The organism is Novosphingobium piscinae (genome assembly GCF_014230355.1).
Taxonomy (GTDB): domain Bacteria; phylum Pseudomonadota; class Alphaproteobacteria; order Sphingomonadales; family Sphingomonadaceae; genus Novosphingobium; species Novosphingobium piscinae.
The window spans coordinates 192,131-214,679 of sequence record NZ_JACLAX010000001.1 but is presented as its reverse complement, the minus strand read 5'-3'; the positions used below and the strand labels follow the sequence as shown (position 1 = coordinate 214,679).

Annotated in this window: 21 protein-coding genes; 12 read left to right on the top strand and 9 right to left on the bottom strand. The window is 69.3% G+C overall.

The genetic code is table 11. The features are described 5' to 3' along the window. Positions 1–4 precede the first annotated feature (4 nt). Positions 5–805 (bottom strand): enoyl-CoA hydratase/isomerase family protein, encoded by an 801-nt coding sequence (locus H7F53_RS00880; RefSeq protein ID WP_185677575.1) that lies wholly within the window; start codon positions 803–805, stop codon positions 5–7. A gap of 126 nt (positions 806–931) precedes the next feature. Here H7F53_RS00880 and H7F53_RS00875 point away from each other — a divergent pair, with 126 nt between their 5' ends. Further along, positions 932–2,605 carry an FAD-dependent oxidoreductase gene (locus H7F53_RS00875; protein WP_185677574.1) on the top strand — a complete coding sequence of 558 codons (1,674 nt, stop codon included), beginning with the start codon at positions 932–934 and terminating at the stop codon, positions 2,603–2,605. Positions 2,606–2,641: 36 nt separating this feature from the next. On the opposite strand, the gene H7F53_RS00870 is transcribed toward H7F53_RS00875, so the two are convergent. Further along, complete coding sequence (locus H7F53_RS00870) at positions 2,642–2,917, bottom strand: hypothetical protein (RefSeq protein WP_185677573.1); 276 nt, start codon at positions 2,915–2,917, stop codon at positions 2,642–2,644. 170 nt (positions 2,918–3,087) lie between these two features. On the opposite strand from H7F53_RS00870, the gene H7F53_RS00865 reads away from it, so the two are divergent. Next, on the top strand, positions 3,088–4,083 hold the full coding sequence (locus tag H7F53_RS00865; RefSeq protein ID WP_185677572.1) for a thiamine pyrophosphate-dependent dehydrogenase E1 component subunit alpha: 996 nt from the start codon (positions 3,088–3,090) through the stop codon (positions 4,081–4,083). Further along, positions 4,080–5,069 carry an alpha-ketoacid dehydrogenase subunit beta gene (locus H7F53_RS00860; RefSeq protein WP_185677571.1) on the top strand — a complete coding sequence of 330 codons (990 nt, stop codon included), beginning with the start codon at positions 4,080–4,082 and terminating at the stop codon, positions 5,067–5,069. Before H7F53_RS00865 ends, H7F53_RS00860 begins: the two co-directional genes overlap by 4 nt. 58 nt (positions 5,070–5,127) lie before the next feature. On the opposite strand, the gene H7F53_RS00855 is transcribed toward H7F53_RS00860, so the two are convergent. Then, on the bottom strand, positions 5,128–6,099 hold the full coding sequence (locus H7F53_RS00855) for an acyl-CoA dehydrogenase family protein (protein ID WP_185677570.1): 972 nt from the start codon (positions 6,097–6,099) through the stop codon (positions 5,128–5,130). Beyond that, positions 6,096–7,292, bottom strand: a complete 1,197-nt coding sequence (locus H7F53_RS00850; RefSeq protein WP_185677569.1) for an acyl-CoA dehydrogenase family protein — start codon at positions 7,290–7,292, stop codon at positions 6,096–6,098. Before H7F53_RS00850 ends, H7F53_RS00855 begins: the two co-directional genes overlap by 4 nt. A gap of 179 nt (positions 7,293–7,471) precedes the next feature. Here H7F53_RS00850 and H7F53_RS00845 point away from each other — a divergent pair, with 179 nt between their 5' ends. Together H7F53_RS00845 and H7F53_RS00840 are read left to right on the top strand one after the other, a co-directional pair. Continuing rightward, positions 7,472–8,617: an acyl-CoA dehydrogenase family protein gene (locus tag H7F53_RS00845; protein WP_185677568.1), complete on the top strand. Its 1,146-nt coding sequence runs from the start codon at positions 7,472–7,474 to the stop codon at positions 8,615–8,617. Further along, on the top strand, positions 8,617–9,528 hold the full coding sequence (locus H7F53_RS00840) for an acyl-CoA dehydrogenase family protein (RefSeq protein WP_185677567.1): 912 nt from the start codon (positions 8,617–8,619) through the stop codon (positions 9,526–9,528). Before H7F53_RS00845 ends, H7F53_RS00840 begins: the two co-directional genes overlap by 1 nt. A gap of 3 nt (positions 9,529–9,531) precedes the next feature. Here H7F53_RS00840 and H7F53_RS00835 read toward each other — a convergent pair whose 3' ends face one another. The 3 genes from H7F53_RS00835 to H7F53_RS00825 are packed head-to-tail and all read right to left on the bottom strand — an operon-like array spanning position 9,532 to position 12,538. Continuing rightward, positions 9,532–10,767, bottom strand: coding sequence for an MFS transporter (locus H7F53_RS00835; RefSeq protein ID WP_185677566.1), 1,236 nt, complete (start codon positions 10,765–10,767; stop codon positions 9,532–9,534). Continuing rightward, positions 10,760–11,134, bottom strand: coding sequence for an EthD domain-containing protein (locus H7F53_RS00830; RefSeq protein WP_185677565.1), 375 nt, complete (start codon positions 11,132–11,134; stop codon positions 10,760–10,762). Before H7F53_RS00830 ends, H7F53_RS00835 begins: the two co-directional genes overlap by 8 nt. Continuing rightward, positions 11,135–12,538, bottom strand: coding sequence for an aromatic ring-hydroxylating oxygenase subunit alpha (locus H7F53_RS00825; RefSeq protein WP_185677564.1), 1,404 nt, complete (start codon positions 12,536–12,538; stop codon positions 11,135–11,137). It lies immediately after the preceding gene. 241 nt (positions 12,539–12,779) lie between these two features. Between H7F53_RS00825 and H7F53_RS00820 the strand changes: the two genes are divergently transcribed. Both H7F53_RS00820 and H7F53_RS00815 read left to right on the top strand, forming a co-directional pair. Next, entirely contained in the window at positions 12,780–13,958 is a 1,179-nt protein-coding gene (locus H7F53_RS00820; RefSeq protein ID WP_185677563.1) for an FAS1-like dehydratase domain-containing protein, read from the top strand. Continuing rightward, positions 13,955–14,341 carry a nuclear transport factor 2 family protein gene (locus tag H7F53_RS00815; RefSeq protein ID WP_185677562.1) on the top strand — a complete coding sequence of 129 codons (387 nt, stop codon included), beginning with the start codon at positions 13,955–13,957 and terminating at the stop codon, positions 14,339–14,341. The genes H7F53_RS00820 and H7F53_RS00815 overlap by 4 nt, the downstream gene beginning before the upstream one ends. Positions 14,342–14,354: 13 nt before the next feature. Here H7F53_RS00815 and H7F53_RS00810 read toward each other — a convergent pair whose 3' ends face one another. Beyond that, positions 14,355–15,509, bottom strand: coding sequence for a CaiB/BaiF CoA transferase family protein (locus H7F53_RS00810; protein WP_185677561.1), 1,155 nt, complete (start codon positions 15,507–15,509; stop codon positions 14,355–14,357). A gap of 162 nt (positions 15,510–15,671) precedes the next feature. On the opposite strand from H7F53_RS00810, the gene H7F53_RS00805 reads away from it, so the two are divergent. Genes H7F53_RS00805 through H7F53_RS00785 form a run of 5 tightly spaced genes read left to right on the top strand, consistent with a single transcriptional unit; the run spans position 15,672 to position 21,161 of the window. Further along, positions 15,672–16,838: an acyl-CoA dehydrogenase family protein gene (locus H7F53_RS00805; RefSeq protein ID WP_185677560.1), complete on the top strand. Its 1,167-nt coding sequence runs from the start codon at positions 15,672–15,674 to the stop codon at positions 16,836–16,838. 52 nt (positions 16,839–16,890) lie between these two features. Continuing rightward, positions 16,891–17,760, top strand: coding sequence for an HpcH/HpaI aldolase/citrate lyase family protein (locus H7F53_RS00800; RefSeq protein ID WP_185677808.1), 870 nt, complete (start codon positions 16,891–16,893; stop codon positions 17,758–17,760). Next, the gene (locus H7F53_RS00795) at positions 17,757–19,028 is read left to right on the top strand and encodes an acetyl-CoA hydrolase/transferase C-terminal domain-containing protein (protein WP_185677559.1); all 1,272 of its coding nucleotides are present in this window, start codon (positions 17,757–17,759) and stop codon (positions 19,026–19,028) included. Before H7F53_RS00800 ends, H7F53_RS00795 begins: the two co-directional genes overlap by 4 nt. A gap of 2 nt (positions 19,029–19,030) precedes the next feature. After that, positions 19,031–19,798 carry an enoyl-CoA hydratase/isomerase family protein gene (locus tag H7F53_RS00790; protein WP_185677558.1) on the top strand — a complete coding sequence of 256 codons (768 nt, stop codon included), beginning with the start codon at positions 19,031–19,033 and terminating at the stop codon, positions 19,796–19,798. A 1-nt stretch (position 19,799) separates the two neighbouring features. Then, the gene (locus tag H7F53_RS00785) at positions 19,800–21,161 is read left to right on the top strand and encodes an aromatic ring-hydroxylating oxygenase subunit alpha (RefSeq protein ID WP_185677557.1); all 1,362 of its coding nucleotides are present in this window, start codon (positions 19,800–19,802) and stop codon (positions 21,159–21,161) included. Between the two features lie 74 nt (positions 21,162–21,235). Here H7F53_RS00785 and H7F53_RS00780 read toward each other — a convergent pair whose 3' ends face one another. Next, positions 21,236–22,357 (bottom strand): ThuA domain-containing protein, encoded by a 1,122-nt coding sequence (locus tag H7F53_RS00780; protein ID WP_185677556.1) that lies wholly within the window; start codon positions 22,355–22,357, stop codon positions 21,236–21,238. Between the last annotated feature and the right edge of the window lie 192 nt (positions 22,358–22,549).

Here is a 22,549-nt window from a genome sequence, read left to right as displayed (position 1 = left end):
CCGCTCAGTCGGCCGGACCGAACCGCGGCGGGCGCTTCTCGATCAGGGCGCGGACCGCCTCGGCATGGTCGGCGCTGCGCACGGTCTCGCGCTCCAGCGCCAGGCCCTCGTCCAGCATCAGCCCGACCAGCCGGCGCAGCTCGATCGAGGTCAGCCGCTTGGTGTGGCGCAAAGCCAGCTGCGGCAAGGCCAACAGCCGGTCGCAGAAGACCGCGACCGCGGCGTCGAGCTGCTCGGCCGGCAGGCAGTGGTTGATCAGTCCGATCTCGGCGGCCGCGGCGGCACTGATCAGATCGCCGGCCAGGAGATACTCCTTGGCCCGGCCCAGCCCGATCCGCTGCGCCCAGACTATCGCCCCGCCATCGCCCGCCGCCAGCCCGACATGCACATGGGGATCGCCGATCTTGGCGCGATCGGCGGCGAAGATCACGTCGCACAGCAGCGCCACGGTGGCGCCCAGTCCGACGGCATGGCCATTCATCCGGCAGACCACCGGCTTGTCGATATCGACCATGGTCAGGACGATGGCGCGGGCGATCTCGATCTCATGGTCGAACCGCTTCGGGTCGGCGGCGCTGGCAGCGATATGGGCCAGGTCGCCCCCGGCCGAAAAGGCGCGCCCTGCGCCGGTCAGCAGGATCACGTCGGAGCCGGGATCGTCGCGGGCAAAGGCCAACGCCGCGGCCAGTTCGTCGTGCAGCGCCAAATCGAAGGCGTTCAGACTGTCCGGACGGTTGAGCGTGATCGCCAGCAGGCGGCCGCGCCGCTCCAGCAGGATCGTGGCAAAGGCGGGAAGGGTGGTCATGCCCCTGCTCTACCATGGGACGCGGTCATTCCCATCCGCCCGGGCGATAAGCGCAGACGATAGGGCTGTGCCGGCTTGTCGGCACAGCCAGCGCGCGGTCTAACCGCGGCCATGGGAGAATGCGCCATGAGCGGATACGACGAAACGTTCGACTGGGTCGTGGTGGGCAGCGGCGCCGGCGCGATGACCTCGGCACTGGTCATGCGCCAGGCAGGCAAGAGCGTGCTCGTGCTCGAGAAGACCCCCTATGTTGGCGGGACCACGGCCAAGTCGGGGGGGGTCATCTGGGTGCCCAACAACCGGCTGATGCAGCAGGCAGGCGATGTCGACAGCACCGAGGCCGGCATCGCCTATCTCGAAGCCCTGGCTGAGAACCTGCCGGGCTCGACCCCGGAGAAGCGCCGCACCTATGTGGTCGAGAGCCAGCGGATGATCGATTTCCTGATCGCGCAGGGGATCGAGCTGGCGCGGGGCGCCGATTTCTGGCCCGACTACTATGACGAGGCGCCCGGCGGCTGCAAGACGACCCGCACCCTCACCGCGCGTTATTTCAACAAGGCCGAACTCGGCCGCGAATGGGCCGCGCGGCTGCGGCCCGGCTTTGTCAGCCAGCCGGCCATGCTGTCCGAGGGCCTCAAGCTGGCCTGGGTCGGCCGGAGCTGGACGATCAAGCTGCTGCTGCTGCGCATCGGGCTGCGGGTGATCGCCGGCAAGCTCACCGGCAAGCAGTGGGTCTCGGCCGGGGCGGCGCTGCAGGGACGGCTGCTCAAGGCCGTGCTCGCGGCCGGGGCCGAGGTGCGGGTAGACAGCCTGGTGACCCGCCTGGTGACCGAGGGCGACCGGGTGGCGGGCGTCGAGGCCGAGGTGGACGGCCGCCCGCGCCGGATCGCCGCGCGCCACGGCGTGCTGGTCAATGCCGGCGGTTTCGCCCGCAATCAGGCGATGCGCGACCGGTTCATGCCGGGAACCCAGGCCGCCTGGTCGAACACGGCCGAGGGCGATACCGGCGACCTCCACGCCGAGATGGAGCGGATCGGCGCCGCGCTCGGCCAGATGGACCAGATGGTCGGCTACCAGATGACCCGCATGCCAGGCTGGGAACAGGCCTTCGTGAAGCCGCCGGCGCAGAGCCTGACCGGCAAGCCCGGGGCGATCCTCGTCGACCAGTCGGGCCAGCGCTACATGAACGAGGGCGGGAGCTACGAGCTCTACTGCCAGACCATGTTCGAACGCGACCAGACCGTGCCGGCGATCCCCAGCTGGGCGATCTTCGACGCGCGCTTTGCCCGGCTCTATCCGATCGCCGGGGTGCGCATGGCCAAGCACTACCAGCAGTGGAAGGACAGCGGCTACCTCAAGGAGGCCGACAGCCTGGCCGGCCTGGCTGCGCAGATCGGGGTCCCGGCGGCGGCGCTGGAGGCGACGGTGGCGCGCTGGAACGGCTTTGTCGATGCCGGACACGACGCCGACTTCGGACGCGGGGGCCGGGCCTATGACCAGTGGCTGGGCGATCCCTTCCTCAAGCCCAACCCGGCGCTGGGACGGATCGACGAAGGCCCGTTCTATGCGGTCGACGTGGTTCCGGGGGATGTCTCGACTTATGGCGGCGCGGTCACCGACGAACGCGCCCGTGTGCTGCGCGCCGACGGCTCGCCCATCGGCGGGCTCTATGCCTGCGGGGTCTCGAGCGCGAGCGTCATGGGCGGGGTCTATGTCGGGGCCGGGGCCAGCATCGGCCCCTCGCTGACCTTCGGCTATCTTGCCGCGCGAGACGCCGCCGGTCTCCACAACGCCCCTTGAGGGGCAGGGCGGCGGCCGGGGCTTGGGGTGCGGGGCCTAGCCCTGCTGGTCGAACGACACCGGCCGGGTCAGCAAGAAGGGCAGGTCGGGCGCGGCGATCTTGCTCTGGGTGCCATTGGCGTGGATCAGCGTGACCCGGCCAACCCCGGGCGAGGCAACCGCGGCAACCACGGTCTCGACCCAGGCATGCAGCGCGGCGCGGGTGGCGGCCAGCTCGTCGCCGCCGGTTGTGGCATGACCGGCCGTTTCCAGTTCGGCCTCGAGCGAGATCACCCGCGCGGCGGCATCCTCGATGGTCGGGCGTTCGGTCATGGCAGCGGTCCGTCGTGGGCCGGCGCAGGAGCGGCCAGCAAGGGTCCTTCCCTATACGCCGTGGCAGCGCGGTCCACGCGGCCACGGCAAGATATCGCCGTGGCGCGGTTGACCTGTCCGCCCCCCGCTCCGAGAGTCCGGGACACACGAACCAGCCATCAGGGGATACCATGGCAGAGCTTAGCAATGCCGCACGGCCGGACGGCCCGGCGCTTGTCGACATCTATCGCCGGATGCTGCGCGTCGAGCGCAACGACGACGCCATCCGCGCGGCGCTGCGCCGCGGGCGGCTGCAGATGCCCTACTATTCGGCGCGCGGGCAGGAGGTGATTCCGGCGACGATCTCGCACCTGCTCACCCAGGAAGACCAGATCTGCACGATCTATCGCGGCATCCAGGACATGGTCGCCAAGGACATGCCGCTCAAGCCGCTGTGGGCGGAGATCGCCGGCCGGGTCGACGGAACCTGCAAGGGCAAGGGCGGGCCGATGCACCTGACCTATCCCGACATGGGAATCATGGTCACCACCGGCATCGTCGGTTCGTCGATGCCGATCGCCAACGGCCTCGCTTGGGCGGCCCAGCTCGACGGGAGCAAGCGCGTGGTCGTGGCCTATTTCGGCGACGGCGCGTCCAACATCGGCGCCTTCCACGAATCGCTCAACATGGCCTCGGTCTGGAAGCTGCCGGTCCTGTTCGTCTGCGCCAACAACGGCTTCGCCGAACACACCCGGTACGAGGACGCAACTTCGGTCGACTTCATCGCGCGCCGCGCGGCGGGCTACGGCATGCCGGGCTTCACCGTGGACGGCAACGATGCCGATGACATGTATGCCCATGTCACCGCCGCCATTGACCGGGCGCGCAGCGGCGAAGGGCCGACCCTGCTGGAATGCAAGACCTTCCGCTTCCTTGGCCACGTGCTCGGGGACGACGACTTCTACATGGACAAGGAGGCCAAGGCCGCGGCCATGGCCGCCGACCCGCTGCCCGCGCTGCGCGCCCGCCTGATCGCCGAGGGCCATGCCAGCGAGGCCGACCTGGCCGCGCTGCAGGCCGCCATCGAGGCCGAAGTGGCCGACGCGCAGGAGTTCGGGATGAACAGCCCGGTGCCGTCGCTGGACGAGCTGCGGCGCGATGTCTTTGCCGAGGAGATGCCGGCATGAGCGATATGATCCAGATGAACGGCATCCAGGCGATCAACGCCGCCATGATGGAAGCGATGGCCGCCGATCCGAAGGTGCTGGTGCTGGGCGAGGACGTGGGCGACCGTGAGGGCGGCGGCGTGACCGGCACGATGAAGGGCCTGTCGAGCAAGTTCGGGACCGACCGCGTCAAGTCCACCCCGATCTCGGAGCAGGCGATCATGGGCGCGGCGATCGGCGCGGCCATGGCCGGTTACAAGCCCGTGGCCGAGATCATGATGATGAACTTCACCACGGTTGCCATGGACATGATCGTGAACCATGCGGCCAAGCTGCGGTTCATGTCGGGCGGGCAGACCAGCGTGCCGCTGACCATCCGCACGCTGACCGGGGCGGGCTGGCAGACCGCCGGACAGCACTCCGACTTCTTCGAAGGCTGGTTCGCCCATACCGCGGGGATCAAGGTCGTCGCCGGCTCAAACCCGGCAGACCTCAAGGGGCTGCTGCTGTCGTGCATCGACGATCCCGATCCGTGCATCTTCATCGAGGGCGGCATGACCCTGTTCGTGCCGGGTGAGGTCGCCGCCGATCAGGGACCCATTCCCCTGGGCAAGGCCAAGGTCGTGGTGCCGGGCAGCGACGTGACGATCGTGTCGTGGTCAGCGCAAGTGTTGCGCTGCCAGATGGCGCTGCAGGGCCTGGCCGAGGCGGGGATCTCGGCCGAACTGATCGACCTGCGCACGATCTCGCCGTGGGACCGCGCCTGCGTGCTCGAATCGGTCGCCAAGACTGGCCGGGCGATGATCGTGCACGAGGCGGTGCGCTCGTTCGGCCCGGGCGCCGAGATCGCCGCGACCATCAACGAGGAGCTGTTCGGCCAGCTGAAGAAGCCGGTCTGCCGGCTCGGCGCCCCGCAGTGCCCGGTGCCCTTCGCCAAGGCGCTGGAGGATGCCTACATCGTGCAGCCGGACGCGATTGTCGCCGCCGCGAAGGCCCTGATGGACTGATCCGTGCGGTCTCCTCGGCGCGCCCAGCAGGCGGCGGCCGGGGAGACCGGTCCGGCGCTCAGCTCGCCGGCTGGACGAGCGCGAGCGCCGACTGGCCCGCCACGGCGTTCCAGTGGTCGGCATCGCCGGCCAGCGCCGCGTCGAGGAACGCGCGCTTGAGGAACAGGTGGCAGGGATGCTCGGCGGTCAGCCCGATGCCGCCATGGAGCTGAACCGCCTCTTCCGCCACATCGCGAAACATCGTCGTCGCCCGGGCTTTGAGCGCGCCGGCCATCGCCACGGTCAGCGGCGCAGCAGCCCGGCTCCACAACAGCGCCTCGGCGGCGACCAGCGCGATCTGGCAGTCTGCCACGCGGTGCTTGAGCGCCTGGAACAGAGCTAGCGGGCGGTCGAACTGGCGGCGCGTCTTGAGATAGTCCACCGTCATGGCGAGCGCCGCCGCGGCCCCGCCGACTGCATCGGCGGCGAGCGCCAGGAGGACCCGCGTGGTCGCCAGGTCGTACAGCCCACGCGCCGCATCACCAGCAGCGATGACCGTCTCCGCACCGATCGCGACATCGCCGAGACGCCGGGTCTCGTCCCAGGTCGGAACCATGGTCGCGCCCAGCACCGGCGCCAGGGCGATCCGTTGGGGCGAGACGAGCAGCAGCTGGCGGACCTGATCGGCATCGATCACGCATCCGGTCGCCGGCCGGCCCGGCGCATCCAGCGACAGACCGATCCGCTCACCGGCCACGGCGGCCGGGATCAGCGCGGCCCGGTCGGCGAAATCGGGCGCGGCGCAAAGCACCTCGATCGCGGCCATCTGGGCAATCGCCGCGCCCGGGACCAGCGCCCGGCCCAGCTCGACATGGACCGCGGCGAGCGCCTCGGCGCCAAGGCCCAGCCCGCCCAGCTCCTCGGGGACGGCGAGGGCGAACCAGCCCATGTCGACCAGCCGGTCCCAGCTGGCCACCGGATCGGGCGCCAGTCCATCGCTGCCCAGCCCCTTGCGGGCGGAATCGCGCAGCTCCTCGCGCGAGATCATCATGGCGCTGTCCATCCCTTCGGTTCGCGCGGCATGCCCAGCATGCGCTCGGCGATGATGTTGCGCTGGATCTCCTCACTGCCGCCGGCGATGGTCCAGGCATAGCTGTTCATGAAATCGGCCATCCAGTTGCCACTGTTGAGATCGCCGTAGGTGATCGGCTCGCGCCGCTGCGCCGCGATCCCGCCAAGCCGCACGCCCAGCGCAGCATAAGCCCGCAGCGCTCTCGAATAGGCATTCTTGACCACCGAGGCATCGCCGACCTGCTCCTGCCCGGTCATCCGGCGGTCGAGGAACTGGTCGGCCAGCGCGCAGACCGCGTCAACCTGGCCAGTGAGGGCGCCGAAGTCGCGCTGCACACCGGCATCGCCGGTGCGCCCGGTCTCGCCAATCAGCGCCGCGAGGCGGTCCAGCGCGCCGCGCATCCGATAGCCCAGCTCCATCAGGGTAAGCCCGCGCTCGGACGACAGCGTGGCCTGGGCCACCGCCCACCCGTCACCCTCGGCGCCGATCCGCTCGGTCACCGGGATCTCGACATTGTCGAGGAAGATCTCGGCGAACTCCTCGTCGCCCTGGATCTGGTGGATCGGGCGGACGGTCACCCCCGGCGCGGTCATGTCGAGCAGGAAATAGGTCAGCCCGGCCTGCTTCGCGCCCTCGCTGGCGGTGCGGGCCAGCAGCAGGCAGCGATCGGCATACTGCGCCATGGTCGACCAGACCTTCTGGCCGTTGACCGCGTAGACGTCGCCGCGGCGTTCCGCGCGGGTGCGGACGGCGGCGAGGTCGGAGCCGGCACCGGGCTCGGAAAAGCCCTGGCACCAGGTCTCACCCCTGAGGATGCCGGGCAGGTAGCGGGCCTTCTGCTCGGCGTTGCCGCATTCGTGCAGGGTGGCAAAGGCGTGGTAGGTCGAGACGAACGAGAGCAGCAGGCGCGGAGCATCGGCCCGGGCGAGCTCTTCGTAGATCACCTTCTGCTCGGCCAGGCTGCGGCCGCCGCCAGGCCATTCGGCCGGCCAGTGCGGGATGGCATAGCCCGCCTCGACCAGCTTGCGGAACCAGTCGCGTTGCGACGCCGCGAATTCGGCATGCGTGGCACAGGCGCGCCAATCTGCCGGGCGGTTGACGGCGAGCCAGGCGCGCAGGTCGGCGCGCAGCCCGGCGAGCGCGGTGGTAGAGACATCGGTAGGGTGTGCCATGGCGCCAGCTAGGCCCGCTCGGCCGCCGCAGCGCAAGCGCCGCGCGCACATATCCCGATGGCGATAGGGCTCAGGCCACCATTCCCGCCACCGGTTCGGCCATCGCCCCGGCAATCAATCGGGCCGGTTCGGCGGGCGAACCTTGCCGTTGTCAGGGCCGGGAGGCATGGCTGCGGCCCATGGACTTTACCTGGACGCCCGAAGAGCAGGCCTTCCGCCAGCGGCTGAAGGACTTTCTCGCCAGCACGCTGCCCGAGGAGTGGGAGCGGTTCTCGCAGCACGGTCCGGCCTCACCCGACCTGACTCGCTACGCCGAGACCTTCTGCGGCAAGCTGGCCGAAGAGCATCTGCTTACCCCGCACTGGCCGGTCGACCTCGGTGGGCAGGGGCTCGACCCGTGGCACCAGACCATCCTCGCCGAGGAGATGTGGATCGCCGGCGAACCGCGCGGCGGTCAGTACATGAACGTCAACTGGATCGGCCCGACGCTGATAAAGTACGGCACCGAGGCCCAGAAGGCGCGCTATCTGCCGCCGATCGCCGAAGGCCGGGCGCTGTGGTGCCAGGGCTTCTCCGAGCCGGGCGCGGGCTCGGACCTGGCCAGCCTGCGCACGCGAGCGGTGCTGGAGGGCGATCACTACCGGGTGAGCGGCCAGAAGATCTGGACCTCCTACGCCGGGCTGGCCGACACCTGCTTCCTGCTGTGCCGCACCTCGGAGGACCGCAAGCGCGGCATCTCGATCCTGCTGGTCCCGATGGACACGCCGGGCATCACGGTGCGCCAGATCCCCTCGCTGATCGGCGAGGGCGACATCCACGAGGTGTTCTTCGACGACATGCTGGTCCCGCGCGAGGCCCTGTTCGGCGAGGAGGGCCAGGCCTGGGAGATCATCGCCTACAGCCTGGTCAACGAACGGCTGGGCATCCCGCGCTACAGCCTGGCCCGCGCCGCGCTCGACCGCGCGGTGGCGATCCTGCGTGCCGAGGGCCGCTGGCGGGGCGAGGCGGTGCGGATCGAGGCGGCCCACGCCGCGGCGCTGTGCGAGGCCGCGCGCACCGCCAGCTATGCGATCGTCACCCGCCGCGCCGCGGGCGAGCGGATCGGACCGGAAAGCTCCTCGGCGCGGTTCGCCACGGTCATGGCTGAACGGCGGGTCGCCGAGTTCGTGGTGGAGTATCTCCCCGAGGCGCTGGCCGATGCGCACCCCTACCTCAAGATGCACCACCAGCGCGGCATCGTCGCGGGGATCGCCGCGGGGGCGGCCGAGATCCAGCTCAACATCATCGCCAGCGACGTGCTGGGGCTGCCGCGGGAACCGCGCTGATGGACCTGTCGCTCACCTCCGACCAGATCGCGATCCTCGACGCGCTCGAGGCGCTGACCCGGCCGTTCGCCAGCGTGGTCCTGCACGAGACCGGCTTCGCCCTGACCGACCCCGCGCTCGACCGCGCCCTGGCTGAAGGCGGGTTCCTGGACGTGGGGTTCGATCCCGATCTCGGGATCGGCACGGCGGCGATCGTGGTCGAGCGGCTGGCCCGCCTGCCGCAGGCCACCGCTGCGGCGACCACGGCGATCCTGCGCCCCGCGCTGGGGCTCGAGGCGCCCGGGCCGGTCTGTCTGGTCGAGGCCGACGCGCCACACCGCCCGCTGCCGTTCCTCGCCCCGGGCGCGACGGTGGTGGTGCTGGGAGATCAGGTGACCAGTTTCACCGCCGAGGCCGTACAGGTCCGCCCCGAACCCGAGGCGCTTTACGGCTATCCCGTGGCGAGCCTGCTGGCCCTGCCCGAGGGGCGCACCATCCATGCCCTGACCCCGACCGCCTGCCGCACCCACTGGCAGGTCGCGCTGGCCGCTGAAGCCGCCGGGCTGCTGGCCGCGGCGCTTGGCAGTGCCTGCGCCCACGTGTCCGAGCGCAGGCAGTTCGGCCGCGCGCTAGCCACCTTCCAGGCGCTGCGCCACCGCCTCGCCGAGGCCCAGGTGCGCACCAACGGCGTCTACTGGCTGGCCTTGCAGGCCGCGCACACGCTCGACCCCGCCGACGCGGCGCTGGCCGCCTTCCACGCGCAGGAGTCCGCCCGGCTGGTGGTCTACGACCTGCACCAGTGCATGGGTGCGATGGGCATGACACTGGAGCATCCACTGCATCTGTGGACCTACCGGCTCAAGCTGCTGGTCAGCGCGCTCGGCGGGCGCGGCGCCCAGGCCCTGGCCGCGGCTGACGCGCTGTGGGGGTGAGGCTCAATCTGCCGCGGGTTCGCGCGGGAGGCTGAGCAGCGCCACGCTGCTGGCCAGCATCAGGCCCACCGTGCTCCACAGGAACAGGTCGTAGCGGCCGGTCAGGTCGAATACCCGCGCGGCGGCCAGTGGACCCAGCGCCGTGCCGAGCGACAGCGCGATCAGCAGCGCCCCATAGAGCGCCCCGAACGCGCGCAGGCCGAAGTAGCGGGTCAGGATGTAGACGATCACGTCGATTTCCGCGCCGAGGGTCAGCCCGATCACTGCAGCGGCGACCATCGGCCCAAGGCCGCTCGCCCCGCTGAACAGGAGCACCACGGTGCCCAGCGCGGGCAACAGGAACACGCCGCCGCCGACCAGCCGGGCGGGATAGCGGTCGATCAGGACGCCGGTGCCGAGCCGGCCGACGATCGAGGACAGGCCGATCAGCGAGGCGATCCCGGCAGCGGCCGTGGCCGTGGCGCCCCGCGCGGTCAGGACCGGGACGAAGTGGATCGACAGGGCGACCATGCCGAAGGTCAGCATCAGGCAGGTCAGGAACAGCCGCGCATAGACGCTTGAGCGCAGCCCCTCGGCAAAGGTCAGCCCGGTCTGCAGCGGCGCGGCGCTGGCGGCCTGTCGGGCACCGCCGCCGCGCGGGCGGTCATGCGCGCCGCGGAAGAACAGCCAGATCAGCGGGAAGGCAAGCGCGATCCACAGGCCGGCCTGCCAGGCCATGGCGCGCTGCCAGCCGACTGCCGCGATCAGCCGCGCCCCGAGGTAGGGAAACAGCGCCTGCGCCACCGAGGCGCCGCACAGCGTCACGGCAAACGCCAGCCCGCGCGAGGCGGTGAAGCGCGAGGCTACCGCGCTGGTCCAGACCGTAGCCTGGACCGGAAGGGTGGCGAGCGCCATCAGCAACCAGAGCAGATACCAGTTCGCCGGGCTGCCCGTCGCCGTGCCGATCCCGGCGAAGGCGGCGGCCGATAGCACGACCCCGCCCACGCCGAGCGCCCGCGGTCCGAAGCGGTCGACCGCGAGCCCGACCGGCACGCTCAGCAGCGCCTGGACCAGCGTGGCCAAGGTCACCCCGACGGTGACCTGGGTCCGGCTCCACCCGAAAGTGGCCGCTATCGGCTGGATATAGGGGCCCAGCCCATAGATGTGGATCACGCTGGTGGCATAGCCGCAGGCGGCCGCCAGCGGCAGCATGCAGTGGCTGCGCCATTCGGCCATGGCGCCGGGCCGGGTCTCACCCATGGCGCGCGACCTCCCCCGGAACAAGGTCGGTAGCGTGATCGCTGACCGCCACCGCGCGGCTGCGGCTGCGATCGAACAGCCGGTGCTCATCAGCGATTACCTCGGCCGGAAGCGCATCGCGGCGCAGGGCGTCCAGCACTGCGTCTCGCATCGCCGCGCTCGCGAACCCGAGTTCGGTGATGACATCGAAGGGACGATTGGCGTCCTCCGGCCCGGACTCCAGGTAGTGCCGGACATAGCGTTGTGGCCCGGCCATATAGCGCATGCACAGCGGTACGTGATGGTCCTCGTAATAGGCGCGGAATTCAGCCTGGCTCAGGCCAGGCTTGCGCTTGAGGAAGATCAGGACCGAGGGCACCGCCGGCACTCAGAAATCGTAAGCGAAGAACCCGCCGTCGAAATTGCCCCCCAGCGTGTGGGTGGCCGCGGCCAGCTTGTCCGCCGGGGCATCGGCGAGATAGCCGTCAATGATCCGGTTGTAGTTGCTGATCAGGCCTTCCTTCTCGCGGCTCAGCCGCAGGAACTCGAGGCCCTTGGCGTGGACGCCCTTCTGCTGGATCGGGATGTTCGAATAGTCCTGCCGGGGGATCGGCGGAAACTGGTCGCTGTCGTGCGGCAGGACCGTGGGGCTCATCACCGGCGCGGGCTCGCTGCCCGGGGCGAAATGGGTGAGTGACCAGATCTCGAACAGACAGGTTTCCGGGCCGGTCGGGCGGATCCGGTAGGTGCTGGTGCTGGTGAAGAAGGGCAGCAGGAAGTAGTGAGGAAACAGAAACTCGACTGCCTGGATCGGGTCCGAGACCGCCAGCGCGTTGAGATCGGGCACGGTTTCGCCCCGGGCCTTGAGACCCTCGACGATGGTGTGCTGCACCGCACCGAACCAGTGCATCAGCATCTGCTGCGGATCGTCGGGCAGGATGTCGGCGGGCACGAGCCGGGCCAACTCCACCTCCTTGGCGTGGACCATGCCGGCCATGCCTTCGCTCAGCAGCTCCAGGTTCTTGATCTGCGCGGCGACGTTCTGCTCCTTGGTCCAGTTCGGGTCGATCGGCGCGCCGATCCCGCCGGTGTCGTGGCCGTACATGCTGTTGTACAGGGCCGGGACCGCGCGCTGAAGCTGCGGATGGGTGCGCATCACGTGGTAGCCTTCCATGAAGGCCTCCATCGCGATCTTCCAGTTGGCCGGGATCTCGGTGGCGAACCACCACTCGGCGCGCTGGTTGGCATGGAGCCGCTTCTCGAGCCGGTCGAGCACCGGCCCCCAGGTGTCCCGCAGCGACAGGGCTGCGTCGTCGAAGTTGATGAAGACGCAGCCCAGCGCCTCCTCGACCCGGCATTCGGGGAGCTTGAGATCGTCATCGGCGAGCAGGCTCTCGTCAAACAGGTGACGGCCATAGACGAAGGTGTTCTTGCCCTCGCCGTTCCAGCGCCAGCCGTGGAACGGGCAGATGAAGCCCTGGGTCTTGCAGTTGCCATGGCTCCCGCTGGGGACCAGCTGGACCCCGCGGTGGCGGCACGCATTGTGGAAGGCACGCACCCCGGTCTTGGTGCGGGTGACGATGACCGAGCGGCCCAGGATCGAGTATTCGACCCAGTCTCCCAGATTGGGGATGGTCTCGAGCCGGCAGGCCATCTGCCAGGTACGGGTCCAGAGCTTCTCGGCCTCGAGATCGTAGAAGCCCTGGTCGTAGTAGCGCGGGGTCGGGATCTTCTGCGGATCGGTCACGCGGAAGGGCACGGTGGCTCCGGTCTCTGCGGCACTTGCTGGCATGTCCATACTCCCGGCGGGTTCGCCCTGATCCGGAGGTTGGTAGCTCTGCGCCCTGACCGCACAAAGGCCGATCCGCAGCGCGCGCGGACTTATCGCCCGGCCGATTGCCGCACTGCAACACGCGCCGCCCCGGGGCTGCGCCCGGTCATTGCCCCGGCGATATGTGGCGCGGCGCCGGGCCGCGCCGTTTGCCACCTGATGACCCTCTGTTAGCACCGCGGGCAAACAAGGATGCCAGACCATGCCTGACCCGAAACTCGATTGCTCCGATCTCGACCGCTACATGGGCAAGCCGATGCAGCCCGCGCGCATGGTCGAGCCCTTCGCGAACACCGACATCCGCCGCTGGGTCCAGGCAATGCATTACCCCAACCGGCTACACTACGATGCGATGTACGCCATGCAGAGCCGTTTCGGCGAACTGGTGGCCCCGCAGAGCTTCGCCGTGTCGATGGACGACGGTCACGGCTCGGCCCCGTCCTGCATCGGTCTGATCCCCAATTCGCACATGCTGTTCGGCGGCGACGAATGGTGGTTCTACGGCCCGCGGATCAAGGGCGGGGACCGCGTATGGAACGAGCGGATCCCGTTCGACTATACGATCAAGGACACCAAGTTCGCCGGTCCCACCTGCTTCCAGCGCGGCGACAACTTCTACTACAACCAGCACGGCGACCTTGTCGCCAAGCAGCGTTCCACCTCGATCCGCTATGCGCAGGCCGCTGGCGAGGCGAGCCAGAGCGACAGTTCTGCGGCGCAGGACGATCCGGTCTGGAGCGATGAGGAGCTGGAAGCGCTCGAGGTCCGCAAGTATGGCTGGATCAAGATGCTGCACGAGCTCGGCCACGCGCCGCGCTACTGGGACGACGTGGTGGTCGGCGCCGACCTGCCCGAACGGGTGTTCGGCCCCCACTCGATCGTCAGCTTCACCACCGAATGGCGCGCCTACACCTTCACCCAGTGGGGCTCGATGCACCGCCGCACCGACCTCAACATGGCCGAACTCGGCTTTGTCGGGCCGATGGCCGGGCCCGAGCAGGACCCGACCGAGGAAGCCAACAATCCCGAGAACACGGATGGTGCCTATGTTGGCCCGTCGCGCGGGCATCTCTTCCCGCGCTGGGCGCGCTACATCGGCATGCCGCGCGGCTATGGCTACGGCGCCTCGATGGGGGCCTGGATCACCGACTACTTCGCCGGCTGGGCCAGCGAATGGGGCATGGTGCGCCATTCCGTGGCGAACTACCGCAGCCCGGCGCTGACCGGCGACATCACCATCATGACCGGCACGATCCTCGACAAGTATCTCGACGAGGAGGGCCGCCACATGGTCGCGGTCGACTGCAAGATGGCCAACCAGTTCGGGGCCGTGTTGGCCACCGCCAAGGCCGAGATCGAACTGCTGAAGAAGCCCGGATGACCGCGGAGCGCGGCCCGCACGCGATCGCCCGCGCCTTCATCGCCGCGTCGGAGGCGGGGGCCTTCCCCGCGGGCCTGGTCTGCGACGACATGATCGCCTGGACCACCCTCCAGGGCGAGCACAGCCTCGCCCGATACCGGCAGTCGCTGGCCTGGATGCGCGAGGCGAGCGGCGGCACTCTGGCCTTCACGATCGACGCGATCACCGCGGAGGCCGACCGCGTGGTGATCGAAGCGCGCTCGACCGCCACGCTGCGCGGCGGCGCGGCCTATGCCAATACCTACGTATTCGTGCTTAGACTGCGCGATGGTCGGATCGCCTCGGTGCGCGAGCACTTCAACCCGGCGATCGTGCTCGAACTGCTGCTTCCACTGATGCGCTGAGCCGCAGGGCGGCTCAGTCGCCGGATCGCTCGCCGAGGACCGCGGCGGTGTCGCGGCCCAGTTCGGGGGTGGGCCCGGCCACCCGGCCGGGAGTCTTGGAGAACCAGGTGGGCACGCCGGGGAACCGGATCTTGCCCTGCGGGGTGGGCACCTCCTCGAAGAAGCCCACGGCGTTGAGATGGGGATCGTCGAACAGGTCGTCGGTGCTGCGCAGCGGTGCGGCGGGCACGTTGAGGCGGCCGAGCAAGTCGAGCCATTCGGCGGTCGTGCGCGTCAGGAAGGTCTCGCCGAGCCGCTGGTAGATGTAGTCGATCTGTCCGGCACGGTTGGCGAGCGTGGCCATCTCCGGGGTCGCCCAGTCGGGCTGGACGGCCTCGACAAAGGCCTGCCAGTGCCGATCGTTGTAGACCAGCGCCGCGACATAGCCATCCTTGGTGCGATAGGGGCGGCGGTGCCGATTGGCGGCACGGTGATAGTGCGCCGGGCCCAGCGCCGGCTCGAACAAGCGCCCGCCGGCATGCTCGACCAGCATGAAGCTGGCCATGGTCTCGAACATGCCGACCTCGACCTCCTGGCCTTCGCCGGTCCGCTCGCGGTGGAAAAGCGCCATCGTCGTGGCATAGAGCGCGGTCAGGCCCGCGACCTTGTCGGCCATGATCGTGGCGACGAACCCGGGCTCGCCGTTCATCAGCCCCTGGACGTAGGGCAGCCCGCATTCGGCCTGGATCGTGTCGTCGTAAGCCGGCTTGTCTGCGTAGGGGCCGCGGCGCGAGAAACCGTAGCAGTTGGTGTAGACGATGTCGGGCTTGATCGCGCTGACCGCAGCATAGTCGAACCCGAGCCGGGCGATCGCCTTGCCCCGCATCGAGTGGATGAACACGTCGGCCTCCGCGATCAGGCCGCGCAGCGCGGCCCGGTCGGCCTCCTCACGCAGGTCGAGCACGACCGACTTCTTGCCGCGGTTGCAGTTGACGAAGATCGCCCCCAGCCCGGGAGCCTGTCCGGCGTTGATGTAGCGGGTGTCGTCACCCTTGGGCGGCTCGATCTTGATCACCTCGGCGCCCATGTCGGCCATGATCTGGGTGGCATAGGGACCGAACACCATGCTGGTAAGATCGATGACGCGGATGCCCGCGAGTGGGCCGAATGGCGCGGGCTGGCTGGCCATGGGTGTCTCCTGAAGCTGCCACCGCTCTATCCCCTGTCGACCGGCGAATCCATGCGTGGGCAGTTCGCCGGGCCGATATGTGCCGGTGCGCGTTGTCCCGCTCGGGCGGTCGCTGCTACCGACGGTCGCGCCGCCAGCCACGCGGCGTACAGGAGCTGACCGATGGATTTCGCCTTCACGCCGGACCAGTTGAACATCCGCGAGGCGATCCTGCGGCACTGCAGCCAGTTCCCGGACGAATACTGGCTCGAACGCGACCAGTCGGCCGAGTTCCCCGAGGACTTCTACCGCTCGCTCGCCGACGCCGGCTGGCTGGGCATAGCCATGCCCGAGCGCTTCGGCGGCGCGGGGCTGGGGATCACCGAGGCCTCGATCATGATGCAGGCGATCGCCGAGAGCGGCGCCGGGATGAGCGGCGCCTCGGCCGTGCACATCAACATCTTCGGGCTCGAGCCGATCATCCTGTTCGGCACCGAGGAGCAGCAGCAGCGCAGCATCCCGGGGATCGCCTCGGGCCAGGACAAGACCTGTTTCGCCGTGACCGAGCCCAATGTCGGGCTCAACACCACCCAGCTCAAGGTCCGGGCAGAGCGCAAGGAGGGTGGCTATCTGGTCAACGGCGAGAAGATCTGGATCTCCACCGCGCAGGTCGCCAACAAGATGCTGCTGCTGGCCCGGACCACGCCGCTCGACCAGATCAAGCGCAAGACTGACGGGCTGTCGCTGTTCTACACCGACTTCGACCGCAGCAAGATCGAAACGCGGCTGATCCACAAGATGGGCCGCCACGCGGTCGATTCGAACATGCTGTTCATCGAGGATCTGTGGGTGCCCGAGGCCGATCTGATCGGCGAGGAGGGGCAAGGCTTCCGCTACATCCTGGAAGGGCTCAATCCCGAGCGGATCCTGCTCGCCGCGGAGGCCATCGGGCTGGGCCGGGCCGCGATCATGAAAGCGAGCCGCTATGCCAGGGAGCGGATCGTGTTCAATCGCCCGATCGGCCAGAACCAGGGCATCCAGCACCCGCTCGCCAAATGCTGGGCCCAGCTCGAGGCGGCGAACCTGATGACGATGAAGGCCGCCACCCTGTTCGACAAGGGCGAGGACTGCAGCGTCGAGGCCAATACCGCCAAGTACCTCGCCGGGGAATTCGCCTTCGAGGCCTGTCACACCGCGATGCTGTCGATGGGCGGGATGGGCTATGCCCAGGAATACCACGTCGAGCGCTACCTGCGCGAAAGCCTGATCCCGCGGACCGCACCGGTCAGCCCGCACATGATTCTCAATTTCCTGGCCGAAAAGGTGCTCGGCCTGCCCAAATCGTACTAGCGTCCATCCCACCCGCGATGCTGTCACGACAAGGAGACCGGCAGTGACCCCGATGAAGATGCGCTCGTGGCTGTTCGCCCCGGGCGACAGCGAGAAGAAGATGGCCAAGGCGCTGGCCGGCCCCGCCGACGTGGTGCTGTGTGACCTGGAGGACGCCGTGGCGGTCGAGGCCAAGCCGCTTGCTCGCGACATGGTCCGCGCGTTCCTGACGGCCCATCCGGCCGAGCGCAGCCGCATCTGGGTCCGGGTCAATCCGCTCGATGGCCCGCACACGCTGGACGACCTGGTCGCGATCATGCCGGGCCGGCCGGGCGGGATCATGCTGCCCAAGGTCTATGGCCGGGCCGATGTCGAGCTGCTCGACAGCTATCTGACCGCTTTCGAGGCGATGCACGGCATTGCGCGCGGATCGACCCCGGTGATCGTGCTGGTGACCGAAACCGCCGAGGGCATGTTCCACACCGGCAGCTACAAGGGCGCGCCGCGGGTGATTGCGCTGACCTGGGGGGCGGAGGACCTGGCCGATTCGATCGGGGCCAGCAGCAACCGCAATCCGGATGGCAGCTACGCCTTCACCTACGAGCTGGCGCGGAGCCTGACCGTGCTAGGGGCGGCCACGGCCGGGGTCGCGGCGATCGAAACGATCCAGGGCGATTTCCGCGATCTCGAGGGTCTGCGGCTGCGCGCCGAGAAGGTCCGGCGCGACGGTTTCCGCGGGATGCTGGCGATCCACCCGGCGCAGGTCGAGGTGATCAACGCCGCCTTCACCCCGGGCGAGGCGGAGCTGGCCGAAGCGCGCGAGATCGTCGCGCTGTTCGAAGCCAACCCCGGCGTCGGCGCGATCGGCTGGAAGGGCGGCATGCTCGATCGGCCCTACCTCTCGCGGGCCCTCGCGCTGATCGCCCAGGCCGAGCAGGCGTGACGATCGAGACGACCCCGGCCGAACTCGACCTCGCCGCCTGGGTGCGGCCGGGCGACCGCATCGTGCTGGGCCAAGCCTGCGGCGAACCGCCGGCGCTGGTCGCCGCGCTGATGTCCCAGGGCCAGTCCATCCCCGGCCTCTCTGTGTTCATCGCCACCAGCTTCTCGGGCGCGTTCCGGCCCGAGAGCACCGCCAGCTTCGCCCTGTCGAGCATGGGTGCGATCGGCCAGCTGCGGACCATGGCCAAGGGCGGGAACCTGGCGATCATTCCCAGCCACGTCAGCCAGATCGGTCCGCTGATCGAGGCCGGGGTGATCGGCTGCGACGTGGCGATGATCCAGGTCAGCCCGGCCGACGAGGCCGGCCGGCACAGCTGCGGGCTGATCAGTGACCACGTCCGCGCGGCCGTGGCGCGCGCCCGGGTGGTGATCGCCGAGGTCAACGTGGCGGTGCCCTACACGTTCGGCGAGACGATCCACGCCTCGGAAATCGACGTCGCGGTCCATTGCGACCAGCCCCCGGTGGAGGTCCCGGCTGCGCCGATCAGCGAGACCGATGCGGCCATTGCCCGGCACTGCGCCGGCTTTATCGGCGACGGCGCGGTGATCCAGACCGGAGTCGGCGCCGTGCCCGACGCGATCCTGCGCCTGCTCGGCGACCGCAAGGACCTCGGGGTCCATTCCGGCATGCTTGGCGACGGGCTGGCCGACCTGGTCGAGGCCGGGGTCATCACCAATGCACGCAAGGAGATCGATCCGGGCGTCTCGATCAACGGCGCGCTGATCGGCACCCGGCGGCTCTACGATTTTGCCCACCGCAATCCCGCCATCCGGATGTGTCCGGCCAACTACACGCACGATGCCGGGGTGCTCGCGCGCCTGTCGCGGCTGGTCTCGATCAACTCGGCGATCGAGGTCGACCTGACCGGGCAGGTCAATGCCGAGGCCTCGGGCAGCGCCTATCTGGGCGGCACCGGCGGGCAGGTCGATTTCGTCCGGGCCGGGGCGCGCTCGCCCGGCGGCCACGCGCTGATCGCGCTGTCGGCCACGGCCAAGGGCGGAACCCTCAGCAAGATCGTGCCGGCGCTGTCGGGTCCCGTGACCACGGCGCGCAGCGAGGTCGACGTGATCGTCACCGAATTCGGCGCGGCCGAACTCAAGGGGCGCAGCCTGGCCGAGCGGGCACGGGCGCTGGTCGCCATCGCCCACCCCGATTTTCGCGAGGCGCTGGACCGCGAGGCCCACGCCATTGCCCGGCGAGGGTTCTGACCATGGGCGATGCTGTCCTTTACACCTGCACCGACGAGGGCATCGCGGTGATCACGATCGACCGCCCCGAGCAGCGCAACTGCCTGAGCCGCGAGGTCCGCGATGGTCTGCGGCAGGCCTGGGCCCGGTTCGAGGCCGATACCGGGGCGGGGATCGCGATCCTCACCGGGCGCGGCGACAAGGCGTTCTGCGCCGGCGGCGACCTCAAGGAGATGGTCGAGACCGGGCTCAAGACCCCCCCGCGCGACATGTTCCCGGTACCCTACGAGAACCTGCGGCTGTCCAAGCCGACGATCGCCGCGGTCAACGGCGTGGCCTTCGCCGGCGGGTGGATGATCGCCCAGGCCTGCGACCTGTGCGTGGCCAGCCACAATGCGCAGTTCGCAATCACCGAGGTACGGGTAGGCCGCGGCTCGCCGTGGTCGGCCCCGCTGATCCACATGATCCCGCAGCGTATCTACATGGAGATCGTCCTGACGGGCAAGCCGATCAGCGCGGCGCGGGCTTACGAGATCGGGCTGGTCAACCGGCTGTGCGAGCCGGGCGAGGCCCTGGCCTGCGCCACCGAACTGGCGCGCGAGGTCCTGGCCGGAGCACCGCTCTCGGTCGCGGCGGCGCGCCAGACGGTGATGCTCGCCACCGAGATGGGCCGGTCGGCGGCGATCGAGGCCGGCTATGCCGCGCACGAGCTGGCCTATCACAGCGCGGACGCGCAGGAAGGGCCCCGCGCCTTTGCCGAGAAGCGCAAGCCCCAATGGAAAGGACGCTGACATGAGCGACACGGATCGCATCGTCACGCAGGCGGAGCAGCTCGAGCACGCCTTCACCATCCAGCCCGAAGCCTATGTCTCGGCCGACTATGCCCGGCTCGAGCGCGACCGGCTGTGGCGCAAGGCCTGGCTCCAGGCCGGACGCGAGGAGGACATCCCCGCGCCGGGCGATTTCGTCACCTTCGACATCGGCGACGATTCGGTAATCGTGCTGCGCGGCGACGATGGCGGGTTGCGGGCCTTTCACAATGTCTGCACTCACCGCGGGCGCCGGCTGGTCGATACGCCCGCGGGCCAGCGCAACACGCGTGGCCAGCGCCGCAACTTCATCTGCGGGTTCCACGGGTGGACCTTCGACCGCGAGGGCCAGTGCACTTTCGCCCAGCACCGCGAGGACTGGCAGGGTGCCCTGACCGCCGAGCGCACCGCGCTGGGCAAGGTCAGTGTCGATACCTGGGGCGGCTGGCTGTGGATCAATCTCGATCCCGACTGCGCCCCGCTGCGCGACTGGCTGGGCCCGATCCCGGAGATGCTCGATCCTTTCGCGCTGCACCAGATGCGCTGCCGCTGGCGCAAGTGGATCGTGTTCGACTGCAACTGGAAGGTGGCGCTCGAGGCCTTCAACGAGACCTACCATGTCCAGACCACCCATCCCGAATTCAACGTCTTCGGCCAGTTCCGCGGATGGGCCCGCAATCATGGGCTGCACACCAACATCGGGTATGAGGCGCCCAAAGGGCAGGAGCAGGATCAGGCCAAGCTCCGGCTGGGCGCGGGTGACGATCCACGGCTCTCGACCGCCGAGATGCAGGTCTACACCTGGGAAAATGCCAATACCAACACCACCCGCACCCTGGTCGACGCCGCGCTGCGGCTGAAGGACGAGCTGCCAGCGGGCACCCCGGCAGCCGAGGTCTCGGCGCACTGGCTGAAGTCGGCGCGCGAGGCCGATGCCCGCCGCGGCGTGCACTGGCCGGTGGTCGATCCGGCGCACGTGGCGAAAAGCGGCACGGCCTGGCAGGTCTTTCCCAATTTCCAGATCGGCCATGCCGTCAACAACATGCTCTGTTACGCGGCCCGGCCGTTCGGCGACCATCCCGGTCAGTGCATCTTCGAGGCGGCGGTCTACGAACTCTATCCCGCGGGCGAGGCCCCGGCCACCGAGTGGGAATACACCCCGGCCGAGGCCTGGCCGCCGGTGCTGCAGCAGGATTTCGCCAACATGCGCGCGGTCCAGCAAGGGATGAAATCCGGCGGATTCCGCGGCACCCTGCCCAATCCCTATATGGAGCGGGCGATCGGCAGCCTGCACATGAATCTCGCGCGGTTCATGGGCGCAGGGGCACCGCGCAACCTCGAGTAAGCGGCGGCCCGCTGGCCGGGTTTCGCCGGCCAGCCGGGCATGGTCAGTCCAATGCCCCCGCTCGGTGGACGGCCCTAGCGCGCTGTCCCGCGGCACGCGCGCCGGTCGGTCGCGGCCCAGGTGATCGCGTTTTCCAGCAATGTGACATGCGGCGCGAGGCCGTAGTTCTCCGGACGGTGGCCGAGTGCGGAATAGAACACGCGGCCGCGGCCCAGGCAGTTGGTCCAGGCTACCGGATGGTCGGCGCCCATGACCAGTTCCGGCATCTGCGGATCGTTCGGGGCATAGGTCGATTCGTCCAGCAGCAGCACGGGCTGGGCTCCGGCCAGGCGCGGATTGCTCTTGAACGAGTACCACTCCTCGGTCATCGACCAGTCGGTCGGCAGGCCCTTGGCCAGCGGGTGCTGCGCATTGACCCGCACCGTGGCCTGCTGGAACTGCTGCGTGCGCGGATGTCCCGCGAAGCGCGCGCCGATCAGCCGGTCGGGGTACCAGTCCCAGAAGTAGACCGGATCGCCCGCGGCGCCATGGATACCGATGAAGGCCCCGCCGCGGGTCAGCCAGGTCTGGAACGCCGCGCGCTGCGACAGGGTCAGCACGTCCCCGGAGACATTGTTCCACAGCACCGCGTCAACCTTGGCGAGGGTCTTCGGATTAAACGCGCCGCCGCGGTCGGTGAAGGTGATCGCCCAGCCCTTGCGCGCGGCCATGGCGAGCAGCATCGCATGAGCCGCGTCGACCGACGGCGTGTCCTTGAACCCGTTGATCTTCTCGAACACGAGAATGTTGGACTTGCCGGCCACGCGGGTCACCGTGGGCACCTCGTTGTCGAAGCGCGCGCACCGCGCGATCTGGTCGGCCGGGGTGACCGGGAGTTGTCGCAGCTGGGCGTCGATCGCGTTTACCGCATCGAGGCTGACGCCGGCGAAGCCCCGCGCTTCGCGCAGCGTCAGGATGGCGGCAAAGGTGGGCGGCTGCGTGCCGAGGAACTGGGGCGGAGCCTTGTCGAGCCCCGGCAGAACAGGGCGCAGCAGCGCCCGGGCCGGCTCGCTCAGCAGCAGGTCGACCAGCGGCGAGGAGGCGGAGAACGGCGCCGTGCGGTTGGGACAGTCGGTCACCGGGGCGGCAGCCCGGACCGGCGCGGCCGCGAGCGCGAGGCTGGCCGTGAGCGAGGCAAGCAGCGGACGGAGCAGCATCCGGCAGCCAGGGGTCGGCAAGGCGCCAGCAAGCAGCTGTCCGACAGCGCGTCGTGCCCGCGGGGCCAGATCGGCGGCCTCCCGTGTCAGGGTCGCGCGGCGACCCAGCTCTCCACGGCGAGCGATGAAGTGGTTCGACATGGCCTTCTCCCGGTAAAGCCCCGGCAGGCAATGAGCGTACCCGGGCCTTCT